Raw genomic sequence first — 16,797 nt, 5'->3', positions numbered from 1 at the left:
GCAAATGCAGATGATAATGATTCGTATTTAAATAGTAAAGACCTATTTATGAATCTGATGGGTTGCTGCCGGAAATGTTTTGCGCTTTAACTGAACAACTAACTGCACACTTAACTGCACAAACAGTCACCGGCAGATGGTTTTTACTTTCTTTGTCTTGATACAGGCAAAAAAAAATCCCACTCATTTCACTGAGCGGGATTTTTTATTTTTTCAGTGACAGTTGAGGTTCACTGTGTTTCTCTGACGCTGTTACTTACTCAGCAGCATTTCATTCAGACGTTTCACAAAACTGCTTGGGTCGGCCAGGTTACCGCCTTCAGCCAGCAAGGCCTGATCGAATAGGATGTGTGACCAGTCGCTGAATTTGGCTTCTTCGTATTTCAGCTTTTGTACCAGCGGGTGATCCGGGTTCACTTCCAGAATCGGTTTGGATTCCGGTGCTGCCTGACCAGCCGCTTTCAGCATACGTGCCAGATTACCGGAGAGGTCATGCTCATCGGCCACCAGACAAGCTGGCGAGTCGGTGAGGCGGAAAGTGACGCGCACATCTTTGGCTTTCTCTGTCAGCGCCGCTTTCATCTTTTCAACCAGATCCTTGAACTCGGTTTCGGTTTCTTCGTGTTGCTTTTTCTCGGCTTCATCTTCGAGCGTACCGAGATCCAGGCCACCTTTGGCAACGGAAGCCAGTTCTTTGCCTTCAAACTCAGTCAGGAACGACAACATCCATTCATCGACGCGATCCGTCAGCAATAAAACTTCCACGCCTTTTTTGCGGAAGATTTCCAGATGCGGACTGTTTTTCGCAGTGGCATAGCTTTCTGCCGTCACATAGTAAATCTTGTCCTGACCTTCTTTCGCGCGGGACAGGTAATCAGCCAGCGAAACGTTTTGCGCGTCGCTGTCGTTGTGTGTGGAAGCGAAGCGCAGCAGTTTGGCGATGCGGTCTTTATTGGTCGCATCTTCACCGATACCTTCTTTCAGCACCTGGCCGAATTCTTTCCAGAATGTCGCGTACTTGTCTTTCTTCTCTTGTGCATCATCGCCGTCAGCATTGGCGAGGTCTTCCAGCATACCGAGCACGCGTTTGGTCGAACCATCACGGATCGCTTTGATATCGCGGCTTTCCTGCAAAATTTCACGCGACACATTCAGTGGCAGATCGTTGGAATCAATCACACCTTTGACGAAACGCAGATAGACTGGCATCAGTTGCTCGGCGTCGTCCATGATGAACACGCGTTTGACATACAGCTTGATGCCGCCGCGCTTGTTGCGATCCCACAGATCGAACGGCGCGCGGGCCGGAATATACAGCAATTGTGTGTAGTCGCTGCGGCCTTCAACGCGGTTGTGCGTGTGCGCCAGCGGAGCGCCGAAATCATGCGAAATATGTTTGTAGAATTCGTCGTACTGTTCTGCTGTGATATCAGATTTGCTGCGTGCCCACAAAGCGCTGGCCTGATTCACGGTTTCCAGTTCGTCGCGCGATACCTGTTCTTTTTTCTCTTCATCCCACTCTTCTTTCTGCATTTTGATCGGCAGAGAAATATGGTCAGAGTAAGTGCGGATGACGGACTTCAGTTTCCACGCAGACAGGAATTCATCTTCGCCTTCACGCAAGTGCAGGATGATGTCGGTACCACGGTTCGCCTTGGCGATCGTTTCAACACTGAAATCACCGGAACCTTCGGATTCCCAGCGTACGCCTTCGCTGGCTGGTAAACCTGCGCGGCGGGATTCAACGGTGATGCGGTCTGCCACGATGAAGCCGGAATAAAAACCAACACCGAACTGGCCGATCATGGCTGCATCTTTTTGCTGATCGCCTGAGAGTTTGCCGAAAAATTCTTTGGTGCCGGATTTCGCAATCGTACCCAGATGCGCAATCGCATCTTCTTTGCTCATGCCGATGCCGTTGTCGGAAATCGTGATCGTGCGGGCGGTTTTGTCGAAACTGACTTTGATACTCAGTTCAGCATCATCTTCATATAAGGCGGCGTTGTTGATGGCTTCAAAACGCAATTTGTCGGATGCATCAGACGCATTCGAAATCAGTTCGCGCAAGAAAATTTCCTTGTTGGAATACAAGGAGTGAATCATCAATTGCAATAACTGTTTGACTTCGGCCTGAAAGCCCAGAGTTTGTTTTTCTGACATATTTTTCCTCAAAGATTTCAATATTGTGATGATCTGGTCACGCTGATTCCCGTGCAGACGTGGGCGGATAATTCGCTCCCCTCGAAATGAGGCTGATTCCGGCGATTTCAAGATCTGCCTCTGTGTGCAGTGCAAACAATCAAAAAATTGCATTTTTATAAATCTTCGCTACACTCACAGACACGTCGCTCGTTTTTGAGTTTTTCCGGTAAGGAATAAAAAATGCGCCAACTGCTTTTGCGGGTCACAATTTTTACTTTACTTTTATTGACGGCATCGTCTGCGAGCGCTGTTCGTCTGTATCTGACCGAGGTTGCGCCGTTTGCGTTCGTGGTGGAAGGCACTCAGCGTTACGACGGCATCAATATCCGTATTGCGAATGAGCTGCAAAAGCGCACCGGCATACAGCTTGATGTCATGGTTGTTCCCACTCCGCGGCATGTTGTGCTGTTTCCTGCCGACACTGAGGCGTACAGTATTTCTCACCGTGAAAACTTTACCGATGACGATGGCCTGATTCTGGCGGAGGTAACGCAGTATCCGGTCGTGGTGGTCGCTAAAAGTGGCACTGCGATGACGAATTTTGACGACGTGATTGCGCAATCACAGGACAAGGGAATAGGCATGTTACGCCGTATGACTTACGGCACGTTTGGTCAGGATGAAAGGGTCAAGAAAGTCGATATCAGCACGCTGGAAAATGGCTTGCGTATGCTGGACGTTGGCCGTATCTCCGGTGTGGTCGGCAGTTTGCCCGCGATTCTGGCGGCAGCAGAAAAAATAGGGGGCAAGCATTTGATAGGCTCGCGGCTGGTGATTACGCATGGCACACATGTATTGCGCGTCCGCCCTGATTTCGCCCTGAGCCGCAATTCCAGAATGCTGACCGCAGCATTGGCGACGATGCGCAACGACGGTACGATTGCCCGCATCATGAGCGATTTTCTGAATGATCCAAAAGCCGGTATTCCGCGTAACAAGTGACAGTAAACGCGGCATCTGCGCTCTTGCCGTTCCCGGCTTTTTTCCTTCTCTGCACGCCTTAGTCACTACAGAGCATTAAATATACTCCCGGGAGTATATTTTAATCGCCTTTGTTTATAAGGAGATGATGCCAAAATTGGCGGATACTCCCCCGAAAACCTCTTTTTTCTGGACGAAGATGGGCTTGCGCGTGTGCTTTCCCCCGGTCTTTCTGAACGCTTATTTCAATGATTCTGAATTCTCTGTTTGCCAGCGTTCATAAGCGATGAAGTATCCCGCCAAACCAGGCAGCGAAATTTTTCTGAATTACATTTTTCTTTCCCTAAAGACAACGTAAAATGCGGCACTGAGCCAATACCAATCCGGTGTTGCAAACGACTATATTGACTTTTCATTTATGCCTTTTCGCTGTTACCCGGAATCACTCGCCGGCCACTTTTCGCCCCGGCTATTTCCTTTGCTGCTGACCTTGGCAGTGATGCTGCCGGATATTGCGAGCGCAGCGGACGAAGAAAAGCGGGATCAGCAAAAAACTGAAAAGCCTGCCGATAAAGTACAAAGTGTTGAAGTGTCCGGCCCCGGCGCTGCCAGCCAGCGGCGCAATGATACTGCAGCAAAAATTGTTGTCGGGCGTGACGAGCTGCTGCAATTCGGTGATACCGCCATCGCTGATGCGATGAAACGTCTGCCCGGCGTATCCGTGGTCGGCAGCGATATCCGTATGCGCGGGCTGGGGGCGGGTTATACGCAAATCATGGTGAATGGCGAGCCGGTACCGGGTGGATTTTCTATCGACAGTTTGTCGCCGGATCTGATCGAACGCATAGAAATTATGCGGACGACGACAGCCGAATTCAGCGCGCAGGCGATTGCCGGAAGCATCAATATCGTGCTGCGCAAAGGTATTTCCCGTGCATCCAGACAGCTCAAACTGACTGCCAGCTATGTCGATGGTGCGACAGCGCCGGGTGCCACGCTCGAATTCGCAGATAAGAACGCAGGCCTGTCGTATTCGCTGAATGCAAACCTGAATCAGAGCCGCAACCGCTCAGAACCTGTGACCACGGAAACGATACGCGATGCCGCTGGCAATCTAACGGACTTGCGCAAGTTTCATGAACACATAGAATTCAAGACCAATAAAATCAGTCTGGCGCCGCGTCTGAACTGGACGATGGCAGATGGCGATCAGCTGACCTCACAAAGCCTGCTGGAATTCAGCCAGAGCACGATGGCCGGACGCAATGCCGAAACGACTTTGTCCGGTTCTTCGTCAACGTATCCGCGCAACGACTACCGCTCCAGCGCCGACATTACCGGCATCCGCAGCGATCTGAGCTGGAATCATCGTTTCAGCCCGGATGCGCGACTCGACAGTAAGCTGGGCCTGAACTACAACAAGCGTGTCAGTGATTATTATTTCGATGGCTATTCAACGACCGTGAATTCACCGTTCATCCGTAACGTGGTGTCGGATGCAATTGATCAGAGTCTGACCGCCAGTGGCAAATATCTGTGGCGTTTTAATGATGAACACAGCCTCGCGTTTGGCTGGGACGGCGGTCTGATACGCCGCAGCGAACAGCGTCTGCAATACGATCACAACGCGCCGGGCAGTGCGCCCGGTAGCATCGCTTTTCTGGATGAAAATTACCGCGCTGACGTGCGTCGTCTGGCCTTGTTTGCGCAGGATGAATGGGATATTTCACGCCAGTGGCAAGCATATCTGGGGCTGCGCTGGGAAGGCTTGCGCACCGCGATACAAGGTCGCACGATGGTGGATACCAACACCAGTTCCAGCGTCTGGAGCCCGGTCATGCAAACCTTGTGGAAATTACCGGGCACAGAAAAAGATCAGCTGCGATTTGCTTTGTCGCGCACCTATAAAGCTCCCGTCACGCGCAATCTGGTACCGCGCCGTTACACCGTCAATAATGCGAATGGCCCGACCAATTCCGATTTTCAGGGCAATCCCAATTTGCTGCCGGAACTGGCGTGGGGCATGGACGTAGCCTACGAACATTATTTCGACAAAAGCAGCATGCTGAGTATTTCCGGCTTTGCCCGTCGCATACAGAATGTCACCACATTTCAGTTATTTCGCCAGAACGGCGAGTGGGTGACGTCGCCGGATAATCAGGGCAAAGCGCAAGTGTTTGGCATGGAAATGGATGCAAAATTTCCGCTGGCGCTGTGGTTCGCGCAGGCGCCCGCTATCGATATTCGTCTGAATGCCGCACGTAACTGGTCGCGTCTCGACAGCGTGCCGGGGCCGGATAATCGCCTGAGCAGTCAGGTGCCGCTGACCGCGAATCTGGGCGTGGATTATCGTCTCAACGAGACCCACAGCATGGGCATGAATTTCAATTTTCAGGGCGGCGGCCGGGTGCAGAATTCTGCCTTACTCAGCAGCTATACCAGCGTTACACGCATGCTCGATTTTTACAGCCTGTGGAAGCTGGCATCCGGAATACAACTGCGCGTATCGCTCACCAACGCACTGCACCAGACCGCAGTGGCGGACGACACTTACATGAATCAGGGCAGTCAGACGAGATCGGTTGCGACACCCCGGCAAACCGGCGTGAGGCTGTTGCTGGAAAAAGCGTTGTGACGAGCAGAACTAAATAAATCGCTGCGATAAGCCACAAAAAAAGCGCCGGACACTGATGTCACGGCGCTTTTTTGTGGCTGAGAATATCAGAGTCGCTTGATATTCATACTGCCCGCTTTGTCTTCAACCTCGAATCCGAGTGCATGTAATTCAGCGCGCAGGCGGTCGGCTTCTGCCCAGTTTTTAGCGGCGCGGGCGGCCAGGCGTTGCTCGGCGAGGTTTTGTACTTCGGCAGGAATTTCTAAGGCACGTGGCTCCCAGCTGGCGAGTCCCAGACCGAAGACGCGATCAAACTCGGCCACCGTTGCTTTTTTATCGGCATCGCTGAGATCAGATTTCAGCATTTCCCAGACCAGTGCCAGTGCTCGTGGCAGGTTCAGATCTTCGTTCACAAACGCAGTGAATTTTTCTTTGAACTCTGCGTTCACGCTGCCGCCAGCGGGCCATGCATAAAACGTGTCACGCAGGCGTTGCAGGGCGGTTTGTGCAGACTGCAAAGCCTCGAAGCTGAATTGCATCTGGCTGCGGTAATGTGCGGTCAGGCACAGATAGCGATACGCCAGCGGGTCGATATGCTGATCGAGCAGGGTTTGCAAACGCAGGAAATCACCACTGGATTTCGACATCTTGCCGGAATCGATTTGCAGGAAATAACCATGCATCCAGAAATTCGCCAGACGGGTGCCGTGGCAAGCCTGATTCTGCGCGATCTCATTGCTGTGATGAATCGCGATGTGGTCTTCGCCACCGCAATGAATATCGAACCATGGCGTCAGGTATTTGGCCGACATTGCCGAGCATTCGATATGCCAGCCCGGAAAACCGCGTCCCCACGGACTATCCCATTCCATCTGGCGCTGTTCGCCTTCAGGGCTGAATTTCCACAGCGCGAAATCGGTCGCATGACGTTTTTCACCCAGCTCCACGCGGCTGCCAGCCTTGATTGCATCGCGCTTGATACGCGCCAGATAACCGTAGTCATCCTGCTTACTGGTATCGAAATAAATGCCGTCGCTGGTGCGGTAGGTATAGCCGTTTTTTTCTATGCAGGAGATGAAATCAATCTGCTCGGCAATGTGGTCGGTTGCCTTGCACCAGATCGCTGGTTCCAGCACGTTCAGGCTGTTCAGATCTTTCTTGAAAGCGATCGTGAAACGCTCTGCGATCTGCCATGCTGACTCACCGGCCTTACGGCTGCCTTTTTCCATTTTGTCTTCACCATCGTCTCCATCCGACACCAGATGGCCGACGTCGGTGATGTTGATCACATGGCGTACGGTATAGCCATTCCACTCGAGTGTGCGGCGCAGTATGTCTTCAAACAGATAGGTGCGCAGGTTGCCGATGTGAGCGTAGTCATACACGGTCGGGCCGCAGCAATACAGCCCCACCCAGTCATTGCGCAAAGGGGTGAAAGGGCGCAGGCGGCGTTCCCAGTTATCGTAAAGAAGTATGTCCATCGTAGTGTGCAAATGAATAGAGAAAAGAATGAACCGGTGTCATGAAATCTGGTCGCTCAATGTTTGTATTGCCAACACCGGCGGAAAATCGGGCAGATTCAACAACAGCAGCAACAGCCAGCCGCAGACGTGCTGAACACAGAACAAGTCTCTGTCAGTTTTTCAGCAAAGCGTTGCGTCACAGGCATAATTTGGGTGTGGAATAGTTAAAAAGCAGGGTGAGAATGTAGCATAGATATGCTCTTTCAGGCTAATCGGGCGGGCGCAAAAGAGCGACGAACATCTGTCAATCAGGCCCTCAAGCTGGCGTCGTCCATGATGTGATCGCGATGTCGACGTCAACTTGCGATGTTGTGCCAGCTTACTTCAATTCATTTTTCAAAAATTCCCACACGCCGGGGTCGCTCATGGCGGCGATGTTGAACCGCATTTTTGTGGACGGCAGCTGATGCGGCGAGAACAGGCTGCCCGGCGTCAGCAGATAGCCTTGTTCAAACGCTTTTTCTGTCAGTTTATTGGTATCGACGCCGGTTTCTGTCCAAAGAAACATGCCTGCCGGTGTGCGGTAATCGACTTTGATGCCGATGTTGTCGAGTCGTTTGGTGATGTCGTCGCGCACACCGTCGAGTTTGACGCGGATGCGGTCAACGTGTTTGCGGTAATGGCCTTCCGACAGAATTTTATACACCACACGTTCGCCGATTTCTGTGGTTGTCAGGGTCGATAACATCTTGCGATCAGATAGCCGCAGCGCGAGTTCGGGCGAGGTGGCGATAAAGCCGACGCGTAAATTTGCGGCCAGTGTTTTCGAAAATCCACCCAGATAAATCACGCGGTTGAGCTGATCGAGTGCTGCAATTCTGGTGGCTGACTGGACCGCGGCACCGGGGTGCATGTCGCAGTAAATATCATCTTCGACGATCATGAAATCATGTTGTTCGGCTGTCTTCAATACCTGAAATGCTTTTGCCGCCGACAGCGAGGTCGAGGTCGGGTTGTGCATCACCGAATTAATGATGTACAGCTTGGGTTTGTGGATCGCAGCGAGTTCAGCCAGCTTGGCGACGTCCGGCCCGTCTTGCAAGCGTGGTATGCCAATCACTTTGGCGCCGAGTATAGCGAACGAACCGAACATCAGAAACCAGGCCGGATCATCGACAAAGATGGTATCGCCGGGACGTGTGAATTCGCGCGCCACCAGATCAAGCGCCTGAGTCACGCCGGTCGTCATGACGATTTGCTCCGGCGCGGCAGCAATTTCGAGTTCAGCGAGTTTCAGTTGCAATTGCTGGCGCAGCGGCAGGAAGCCTTGCGGCGTTCCGTAATGCAGCAGTAAATTCTGATTCAGCCGGCTGATCGCACGCAAGCCATTTGCGACCAGCTCACCATCGAGCCAGTCGTGCGGCAGCACGCCAGAGCCGGGCATTTTTTGCGGCGGCAACTGGCGGAACATATTACGTACCAGCCACACCACATCGAGTTGTTCTGATGCCGCTGCCGTTTGCGGATTAGCGGGGGTATTCGTCAGCATCGAAGCACGTTCGCGTACAAAAAATCCGGCACCGCGACGTGATTCCAGATACCCCTTCGCGACTAAGCGATCATAGGCTTCGACCACCGTAAAACGCGAGACATTCTGTTCATCGGCAAACTGGCGTATCGACGGCATGCGCGCGCCGGTCCGCAATAGTTTGTCATCGATGCGGTTGGCGACGGCGGTGACTATCTGCTCAACCAGAGAGCTGCCCGCATCACGGGAAATATAAAACATCGGCGCTTGCATGTGCTTGTCTCCTGCGGGCAATCAAAAGATGTGTATTGGATAAATGACCGGAACAGTACGGAAATTATCTTTTTCAGTGTACTGGTACTGTATTGGTTTTTGCGATTAGGATAACACAAACACTGATCAAAAAACGGGCAGAAATTGTTCCCGTTGCTATTGGCTGACAAGGAGACATCATGCCCGCAAACCATCGACCAGCACTACAACAATTACATCCCGGCATGCTGATTTCTGTCGTCCCGGAACAGATGCTGACTCTGCATATCCATCGTGGTCTGGTGTGGGTGACGGTGGAAGGCGACGAGACTGATTACTGGTTGCGCGCCGGTGATCTGTTGCCATTGCCGCCATTGCGTCACGCGGTGATTGAAGCCGATGGAAAGGACGTGTCCGAGCTGAGTATGCTGATCGCCGATCTGCATCACGCCGCTTTGCCAGTGAGCGCGCAGACAGCGCTGAATCCGCAGACAGAACCAGTGGCGACTGCTGCGGGCTAAAGTGTTCCGCGTCTCTTCTGTGACCGCACAGAATCAGAATAAAAGGGGAGTATCTGCCAAAAGCAGCTTAATCTCCGCAGAAAATAAGGGGCTTTACAGATACACCCCCCAGTATATTTAAGTGATTTTTAGTCATAAAACGCTGCCTCGCGTTGTATCCGTTGTCATGCAGATACATAACTGACCAATGCCGACGATGCTGTACAGATCAATTTTAAGGAGGGCTGTGATGCCTTTAACTGAATTTATTGCCTTCTCGATTTTCGCCTGGATAGGCTCATTTACACCCGGCCCGAATGTGGCGATTGCAGCGACCACCGGCGTCAATCATGGCTTGCGCGCCGCGTTGCCGCAAGTGATGGGGGTGCCTCTCGGCTTTGTGCTGATGATGTGGGCGGTCGGCATGGGCGGTGCCGCAGTGCTGCAGGGGGCGCCTGTGTTGGTGGTGTTGATGAAAGTGGCGGGGAATGGTTATTTGTTGTGGCTGGCGTGGCGTCTGTGTTTTTCTGCCAGTTTGTCGGACAGCAAAAGCATGCAACCGCTGAGTGTGCAGGAAGCCGCTTTATTTCAGATCGTGAATCCGAAAGCCTGGATGATGCTGGTGGCCTCCACGTCAACCTATGCGATTGGTCAGCACGATTTTTTGTCGAGAATGAGCTGGATGAGCATCGGTTTTGCCTTGCCCAGCGCACTCAGTTTGCTGACGTGGGCGTGGATGGGCGATCGTTTGCGGCATTGGTTATCACAAGGCCAGCGTCTGCGCAGCTTTAATTTATTGATGGGAATTTCGTTGGCGCTGACCGCGGTCTGGATGTTCAGTCTGTAAGCACAACACCGGCTGGCATTAAGATTGCCGCTCAGCCGCAAGCATCTTCCCCTCAGTGTATGAAGCGGCGTTACAATAGCAGGCTTGGTTATCGTGGCAGTGTGTCGTTGGTCTGCATGATGTTGGGAATGTTGAGTGTCAGCGGCCACACTGCTTCAAAAAAACCGTATAAATTATTTAATACAAGTCAGCCGGTCAATTTCTGGCTGACTTTTACAGGAATCACTATGTCGAAATCGTCCATTTACGAAAAACTCAAAGCACTGAATATAGAATTGCCAGCGGTGGCAACGCCAGCGGCAGCGTATGTGATGTATGCGCAAACCGGGAAAACTATTTTTATTTCCGGCCATATCGCCAAAAAAGACGGCAAAGTCTGGGCTGGTCAGCTCGGTAAAAATATCACGACAGAAGAAGGCAAACAGGCGGCGCGCGCTGTGGCGATTGATCTGATTGCGACACTCAATGCGGCCTGCGGCGGTGATCTGACCCGCGTGACCCGTATCGTCAAACTGATGAGTCTGGTGAATTCCACGCCTGACTTTACCGAACAGCATCTGGTCACGAATGGTGCTTCCGAATTGCTGGTGGAAGTATTCGGTGATCAGGGCAAACATGCGCGCTCCGCATTCGGTGTGGCGCAGATTCCTATGGGTGCCTGCGTTGAAATTGAACTGATCGTTGAAGTGGCTTAATCAACTTGTTCAACTTGTCCATCATCGCCCTGTTCTGTACCCCGGTTTATGTATGTTCAGGTGTTTCAGCTGCAGTCAGTCGCGATGCAGCGGCACCTGACAGATAACAATATTTTTACCTGAAAAGGTATGACTTCTAGTGAGACCAGCATGAAACTTAAAAATTCTACCCCTATCAATTGGAAGTTTTCCGAACGCGCTGAGCAACTGCAAAGCTCTGTGATACGCGAGATTTTGAAAGTGACGTCGCGCCCTGAAGTCATTTCTTTTGCCGGTGGTCTGCCTTCACCTGAAACCTTCCCGGTCGAACGCATGCAGGCGGCCTTTGATAAAGTACTGGCGACACAAGGCAAGTCTGCTCTGCAATACGGCACCAGCGATGGCTATGCGCCATTGCGTGAGTTTCTGGCAAATTCTTTGTCGACCGCCGATTGCAAAATCACACCCGATCAGATACTGATGGTGTCTGGCTCGCAACAGGGATTGGATTTACTCGGTAAAGTGCTGATTGATGAAGGTAGCAAAATCCTGGTTGAAACACCAAGCTATCTCGGCGCGTTGCAGGCATTTTCTGTGTATCAGCCAGAGTTCGTTTCTGTCGATACGGATGAGCATGGATTGATCCCGTCTTCCGTCTCCGCCAAAGGTGAGGGCGCGCGCCTGATGTATGCGTTGCCGAATTTCCAGAACCCGACTGGCCGTACGATGTCGCTGGAACGTCGTATTGAACTCGTCGAAATTTGTGCGCGCATGGGCATTCCGCTGATTGAAGACAATCCTTACGGCGATTTGTGCTATTCCGGCGAACCTTTGCCTAAGATGCTGAACATGAACCCGGATGGCGTGATTTACATGGGTTCCTTCTCCAAAGTGCTGACGCCGGGTATTCGTCTTGGTTACGTAGTGGGCCCGACAACGCTGATCCGGAAGCTGGAACAGGCGAAACAGGCGGCTGATCTGCATACCTCGCAACTGACACAAATGGCGGTGTATGAAGTGATTAAGGATGGCTTCCTTGGTGAACACATCCCGACCATCCGTACGTTCTACGCCCGCCAGTGTCAGGTGATGCTGGATGCTTTAACGAAGTTTTTCCCGGCCGGTGTTGAATGGACGAAACCAGAGGGCGGCATGTTTATCTGGATTACTTTGCCAGCACATATCGATAGTAACGAGCTGCTGAATGAGGCAATCAAACAGAATGTGGCTTTTGTTCCGGGCGGCCCGTTCTATGCGAATAATCCGGCCAAAAATACCATGCGCTTATCGTTTGTGACGGTTTCGCCAGAACGTATCAATGAGGGTGTGGAAAAATTAGGTAAGCTGATTCAGGCTCGATTATAAAAATCGATATTGTTATTCTTAAAAAAAGGCACCGTTGTGGTGCCTTTTTTGTTTATGGAATTACGGATGCTGGTCGTAGGGTAGCGCTCAGAAAAGAGTAAGCACACGCAGTATTTTTCGCAAGTATTTGCCGCTGTCTGTTTAAGTAAAATCAATAATTGTTGAACGATTGTTGAATGTCGTTAAAAAATACGATTGTGACAATTTTATATTGCTTATAAGAAGTAATATGAAAGACTTACACAATTATTCCGGACTATCTTTGCACATGAAAAAACTGATTCAACGTCTTTTAAACTCAGGCTTATGGCATCCCGGCTCCACGTTGATGGGGCAACTCAAATTTCCAGGAAAGATGTTGCTGATCAGCGCGGCATTTATGTTGCCGGTGATTTGTCTGTCGGTTTCTTATTTGAATGCGGTGAATCAGGATCTGACATTTGCAAAGAAAGAGCGTGCCGGTGTCCGTTATTCAAAGTCATTGTATGCCGCGATGGAGGCGGCGATTAACTGGCGCTACCACACACGTTTGCAGATACTGGGCGATCCTGGTGCCCGGGTTGATGAGATGCGCGCCAGTTTCGCAGACGTATTCAAAAAAGTTGAAGAGATAGATCGCGAGGCCGGAGCTGAACTCGGCAGTACGACGTCACTGAATTCGTCGAAAGCGGCGCTACAAGCCGCGCAGGTAACAAATAGCAATCCCGACGAAGTCTATCAGAACGTTACTGCTTTGTTTCAGAGCCTGATTGTGTTGCAGAATAAAGTGAATAATGGTTCCAGCCTGGCTCTGGATCCTGAATTGGCTTCGTATCATCTGATGAGTGCGTTGCTGTTGCGCACACCCGGAATACTGCTAAACGTTTCCGATTTGGGACGTCTGGGGCGTGCTGCGTATAAATCAGCAGAAGTAAGCCCGGAGCTGGCGGTAAAAATTGCCGCGAATATAGCACTGATCGAACATGAACGAAAACTGGTCGCTGAAGATCTGGCGACAGTGAAGCTTGCTGCTCCACGTCATTTCTCTATGCTGTCTGACTCAGCAGAAGAGATTACTGAAAAATTAATTAGCACTGCGAAAAAGAATTTTGCGCCGGGCGCGGCAGTTGTTGTCGCAGAGCAGGCAGATTACGTCCGCACTGTGAACGGTAGTCTGCAGAGTCAGTTTGTGCAGGTCGGAAAAAATTTATCTGTGCTGGATGCAATGCTAGCTGAGCGCGAGGCAGCAATTAAGAGCCGTTTGCTGACAACGCTGCTTGTCTCCATTTTTAGTCTTTGTATCGCGGCTTATCTGTTGATCGGTTTTTATAACTCGATGAAAGCCGGCATAGCGAAAGTTAAAAACCAACTGATTAATATTTCTATGGGAGACTTGCGTACTGAAATCAGCAGCGCAGGCAGGGATGAAATTACTTCCATACTCAAAGAGCTGAGCAATATGCAGAAATCTCTGCGCGATACGGTGCAGCAGGTGCAGATTGCCAGTGATAGTGTAGTCGCCTCCAGTATAGAAATTGCACAGGGCACTCTGGATTTATCCGCACGGACTGAATCTGCAGCTTCAGCGTTGGAAGAGTCTTCTGCCGCATTGGAAGAAACCACGTCGACCGTGCAGATGACGGCAGATTCTGTCCGTCAGGCCTCACTGATTGCAATAGAAAACGCCGCAACGGCAACGCGTGGCGGTGACGTGATGCACAGCGTGGTTAAAACCATGGAAGGGATACAGGATTCTTCCAGAAAAATCAGCGACATCATCAGCGTGATTGATGGCATCGCTTTTCAGACCAATATTCTGGCTTTGAACGCGGCAGTGGAAGCCGCTCGCGCAGGTGAGCAAGGGCGGGGATTTGCTGTTGTCGCGTCAGAAGTCCGGGCGCTGGCAGGGCGTAGTGCGGAAGCCGCAAAAGAAATTAAAACTTTAATTTCTGGCACCACGACTGAAATCTCGGCAGGAACGATCGTTGTTCAGACCGCGGGCGAGACCATGAATGAAATCGTCGCGAATGCAGACAGAATTAAAGTGTTACTCGATGATGTGGCGAATGGTGCGCGTGAACAAAGTATGGGTGTTGCACAGATTGGTGAGGCTGTCAGCGAGCTGGATCGGAATACGCAGGCCAACGCGAATCTGGTCGAGCAGACTGCAACTGCAGCGAATTCTCAGCGCAGTATCGCTGTCAGGTTAGCGGCGCAGGTTGATGAGTTCCGCTTGCCGGGGAATAAGCAGCCAGTCGTCGTGGAAGGCATAGACATCGACGGTATTATTGATGCTCACCGTTTGTGGAAGGTCAAGTTACGTGACGCGATTGAAAAGTCTGCCCATGTTGATGTGAAGACGCTTTGTCGTGATGATTGTTGCGCTTTGGGAAAATGGATTTATTCTGATGGTCAGCGTTTGCGTGACAGACAGTCGTTCACGACCTTGGTTGAAAATCATGCCCGCTTTCACAGAGTGGCAGGCCAGGTCGGGGAACTGATTAATAGCGGGAAACATGAGCAGGCAGAGGATGCCTTGAGCCATGGAACAGCGTTTTCGGCTGCGACCACCGAGGTCGTCCTGGTGTTATCCGCGATCAAGCGTATGGGGTTTAACTGATTTCGCGCAACTGCGCTGAGGCTCACGCCAGGCTGGTGCATGGCCTGACCCGTCTGCACGCGGCTTTGATTGTTTTTGTACTCACATTGAAAAATGTGAGTAAATGTAAGAAATGTCAGCAAAATCTGAAGTATGCCGTTACATTGCACAATCACTGAATAGTGATTGTCTTCGCATCAAATGCAAGAACGCAGATGCTTTAACTTAACAGGAGCGAATCATGAAAAAAAGTTTAATTGCGACTGCTGTATTGCTGACAGCCGTCAGCGGTGCTTATGCGCAGAATTATTCCAGCGGAAAGCAACAGTATGCAGAGGCTTCACGTCAGGCTGCAGCACGTTATGCGGACGATAAGAAACTGTGTGCTGAAGAAACCAGTTCGAGTGCACGCATGCAATGTTTGCGCGATGCGAAAGCGGTTTATAACGGTGCATTGGATAGCGCAAAAAAAGCCAGCTCGTACAACAATACTTACAGTAACGGGCAGAACAACAATAGAAGTCAGCAGGTCTGTGCTGATTGTGGTCGCGTCACTGCGGTGAACGTGAGTGAAAGAGAAGGCGAAGGCGGTGCTCTGGGTGTGATTGCGGGCGGTGTTGCCGGTGCTTTGCTGGGAAATCAGGTCGGTGGTGGAACCGGGCGTGATCTGGCAACCATTGCCGGTGCTGCAGGTGGTGCGATGGCCGGCCACAAAATTGAACAAAAAGTAAAAAGCAGCAAAATCTGGACTGTCACTGTGCAATATGACAACGGCAGCAAGCAGAATTACCAATTTGAGAATGATCCTGGATACCAATCTGGCGATCAGGTTCGTGCTTCCGGTAACAGTATTGTCCGTCGTTAATTTTTAATTGATCTGTGAGCGTGTAGCCGGATTCTGCGCGAGCGAGAATGACGGCTTTTCGCCACAGAGTTTGAATGTTGCAATGCTGAAACTGATTTCTTGCTTAGCGTCTGCACTGACGATAGACTGCAAATTCGATTAATCACTGACGTGGAGATTCTTGCTCTATGAGATGCCTTTTCAGAACGGCAAGCTTGTTGCGCATGGCAGGCATACTCATCACTTTAGGGACAGCGTTCGGCTCTGCGGCGGCTGCTGACGAAGTGTGCAAGAAACTGATTGCCACAGGTAATCCTGAATATCCCCCCTTTTTATGGCGCGATCCCGATGATGAAAGCCATCTGATAGGAGCGAATGCCGATCTCATGCAATCGTTGTCGAAAGAGATTGGTATCCCGGTGGAAGTGAAATATATCGGACCTTGGGGGCGGGTGCAGGAGGAAGCAAAACTCGGGCGCGTTGATTTGCTGGCAGGTGCATTTTTAACCTTGCCGCGGTTTGATTACATGGATTATTTTTATCCGGCGTTTCGTGAAACACGCACAGTCATCTGGGTCAGGAAAGATAGTTCGCTGACGTATAAAAAATGGAAAGATTTGATTGGCAAACGAGGTATCACCGTCATTAACAACAGTTTTGGTGAAGACTTTGACCGCTATGCCAGTGAGTCGCTGAAGGTTGCCACCGTTCCAAGTCTGGAGCAGGCGCTCACTTTATTGACGTTGTCGCGTGCAGATTATCTGATTTACGAGGAAGACCCGGGGCTCGCGTATATCGCGAAAATGAACATCCAGAATCTCAAGCCCTTATTACCACCAATCACCAACGAAAATTTATACCTGACCATTTCTCACAAATCGCCTTGTAACACGCCGGAGATGCGTGGGCGGATCGCAAAAGCCTTGTACAAGCTGGAGAAACAAAATCTGATGAACAAACTGGTTTCATCGAATATTCAATTGTGGCGTAAGCAGCAAGCTAAATAGAG

At 51.0% G+C, this 16,797-nt stretch carries 12 protein-coding genes; 9 read left to right on the top strand and 3 right to left on the bottom strand.

Annotation, left to right across the window (positions count from 1 at the left end):
- Nucleotides 1-252: 252 nt before the first annotated feature.
- Complete coding sequence (gene htpG, locus KDM87_RS16680) at nucleotides 253-2,160, bottom strand: molecular chaperone HtpG (RefSeq protein ID WP_212680262.1); 1,908 nt, start codon at nucleotides 2,158-2,160, stop codon at nucleotides 253-255.
- Between the two features lie 222 nt (nucleotides 2,161-2,382).
- Here htpG and KDM87_RS16675 point away from each other — a divergent pair, with 222 nt between their 5' ends.
- The gene (locus tag KDM87_RS16675) at nucleotides 2,383-3,144 is read left to right on the top strand and encodes a substrate-binding periplasmic protein (protein ID WP_212680261.1); all 762 of its coding nucleotides are present in this window, start codon (nucleotides 2,383-2,385) and stop codon (nucleotides 3,142-3,144) included.
- A 397-nt stretch (nucleotides 3,145-3,541) separates the two neighbouring features.
- Nucleotides 3,542-5,758: a TonB-dependent receptor plug domain-containing protein gene (locus tag KDM87_RS16670; RefSeq protein ID WP_230407841.1), complete on the top strand. Its 2,217-nt coding sequence runs from the start codon at nucleotides 3,542-3,544 to the stop codon at nucleotides 5,756-5,758.
- Nucleotides 5,759-5,844: 86 nt separating this feature from the next.
- On the opposite strand, the gene cysS is transcribed toward KDM87_RS16670, so the two are convergent.
- Both cysS and KDM87_RS16660 read right to left on the bottom strand, forming a co-directional pair.
- Nucleotides 5,845-7,218: a cysteine--tRNA ligase gene (gene cysS / locus KDM87_RS16665; protein WP_212680260.1), complete on the bottom strand. Its 1,374-nt coding sequence runs from the start codon at nucleotides 7,216-7,218 to the stop codon at nucleotides 5,845-5,847.
- Between the two features lie 361 nt (nucleotides 7,219-7,579).
- A complete protein-coding gene (locus KDM87_RS16660; RefSeq protein WP_212680259.1) occupies nucleotides 7,580-9,001 on the bottom strand; it encodes an aminotransferase-like domain-containing protein in 1,422 nt (473 codons plus the stop codon).
- A gap of 179 nt (nucleotides 9,002-9,180) precedes the next feature.
- Here KDM87_RS16660 and KDM87_RS16655 point away from each other — a divergent pair, with 179 nt between their 5' ends.
- From KDM87_RS16655 to KDM87_RS16625, 7 genes are all read left to right on the top strand, one after another.
- A complete protein-coding gene (locus KDM87_RS16655) occupies nucleotides 9,181-9,501 on the top strand; it encodes a DUF2917 domain-containing protein (protein WP_212680258.1) in 321 nt (106 codons plus the stop codon).
- A gap of 229 nt (nucleotides 9,502-9,730) precedes the next feature.
- Complete coding sequence (locus KDM87_RS16650; protein WP_212680257.1) at nucleotides 9,731-10,327, top strand: LysE family translocator; 597 nt, start codon at nucleotides 9,731-9,733, stop codon at nucleotides 10,325-10,327.
- 227 nt (nucleotides 10,328-10,554) lie between these two features.
- On the top strand, nucleotides 10,555-11,022 hold the full coding sequence (locus KDM87_RS16645; RefSeq protein ID WP_186898539.1) for a RidA family protein: 468 nt from the start codon (nucleotides 10,555-10,557) through the stop codon (nucleotides 11,020-11,022).
- A 150-nt stretch (nucleotides 11,023-11,172) separates the two neighbouring features.
- Nucleotides 11,173-12,366 carry an aminotransferase-like domain-containing protein gene (locus tag KDM87_RS16640; RefSeq protein WP_212680256.1) on the top strand — a complete coding sequence of 398 codons (1,194 nt, stop codon included), beginning with the start codon at nucleotides 11,173-11,175 and terminating at the stop codon, nucleotides 12,364-12,366.
- Between the two features lie 268 nt (nucleotides 12,367-12,634).
- Entirely contained in the window at nucleotides 12,635-14,965 is a 2,331-nt protein-coding gene (locus KDM87_RS16635) for a methyl-accepting chemotaxis protein (protein ID WP_212680255.1), read from the top strand.
- Nucleotides 14,966-15,185: 220 nt separating this feature from the next.
- The gene (locus KDM87_RS16630) at nucleotides 15,186-15,809 is read left to right on the top strand and encodes an outer membrane lipoprotein (RefSeq protein ID WP_212680254.1); all 624 of its coding nucleotides are present in this window, start codon (nucleotides 15,186-15,188) and stop codon (nucleotides 15,807-15,809) included.
- A gap of 167 nt (nucleotides 15,810-15,976) precedes the next feature.
- Nucleotides 15,977-16,795, top strand: a complete 819-nt coding sequence (locus KDM87_RS16625; RefSeq protein ID WP_212680253.1) for a substrate-binding periplasmic protein — start codon at nucleotides 15,977-15,979, stop codon at nucleotides 16,793-16,795.
- The last annotated feature ends 2 nt before the right edge of the window (nucleotides 16,796-16,797 follow it).

Origin of the sequence: Cognatundibacterium rivi (genome assembly GCF_018139565.1) — a bacterium.
GTDB classification, from domain to species: Bacteria; Pseudomonadota; Gammaproteobacteria; order Burkholderiales; family Burkholderiaceae_D; genus Undibacterium; species Undibacterium rivi.
This window is presented reverse-complemented; position numbering and strand designations above follow the sequence as displayed.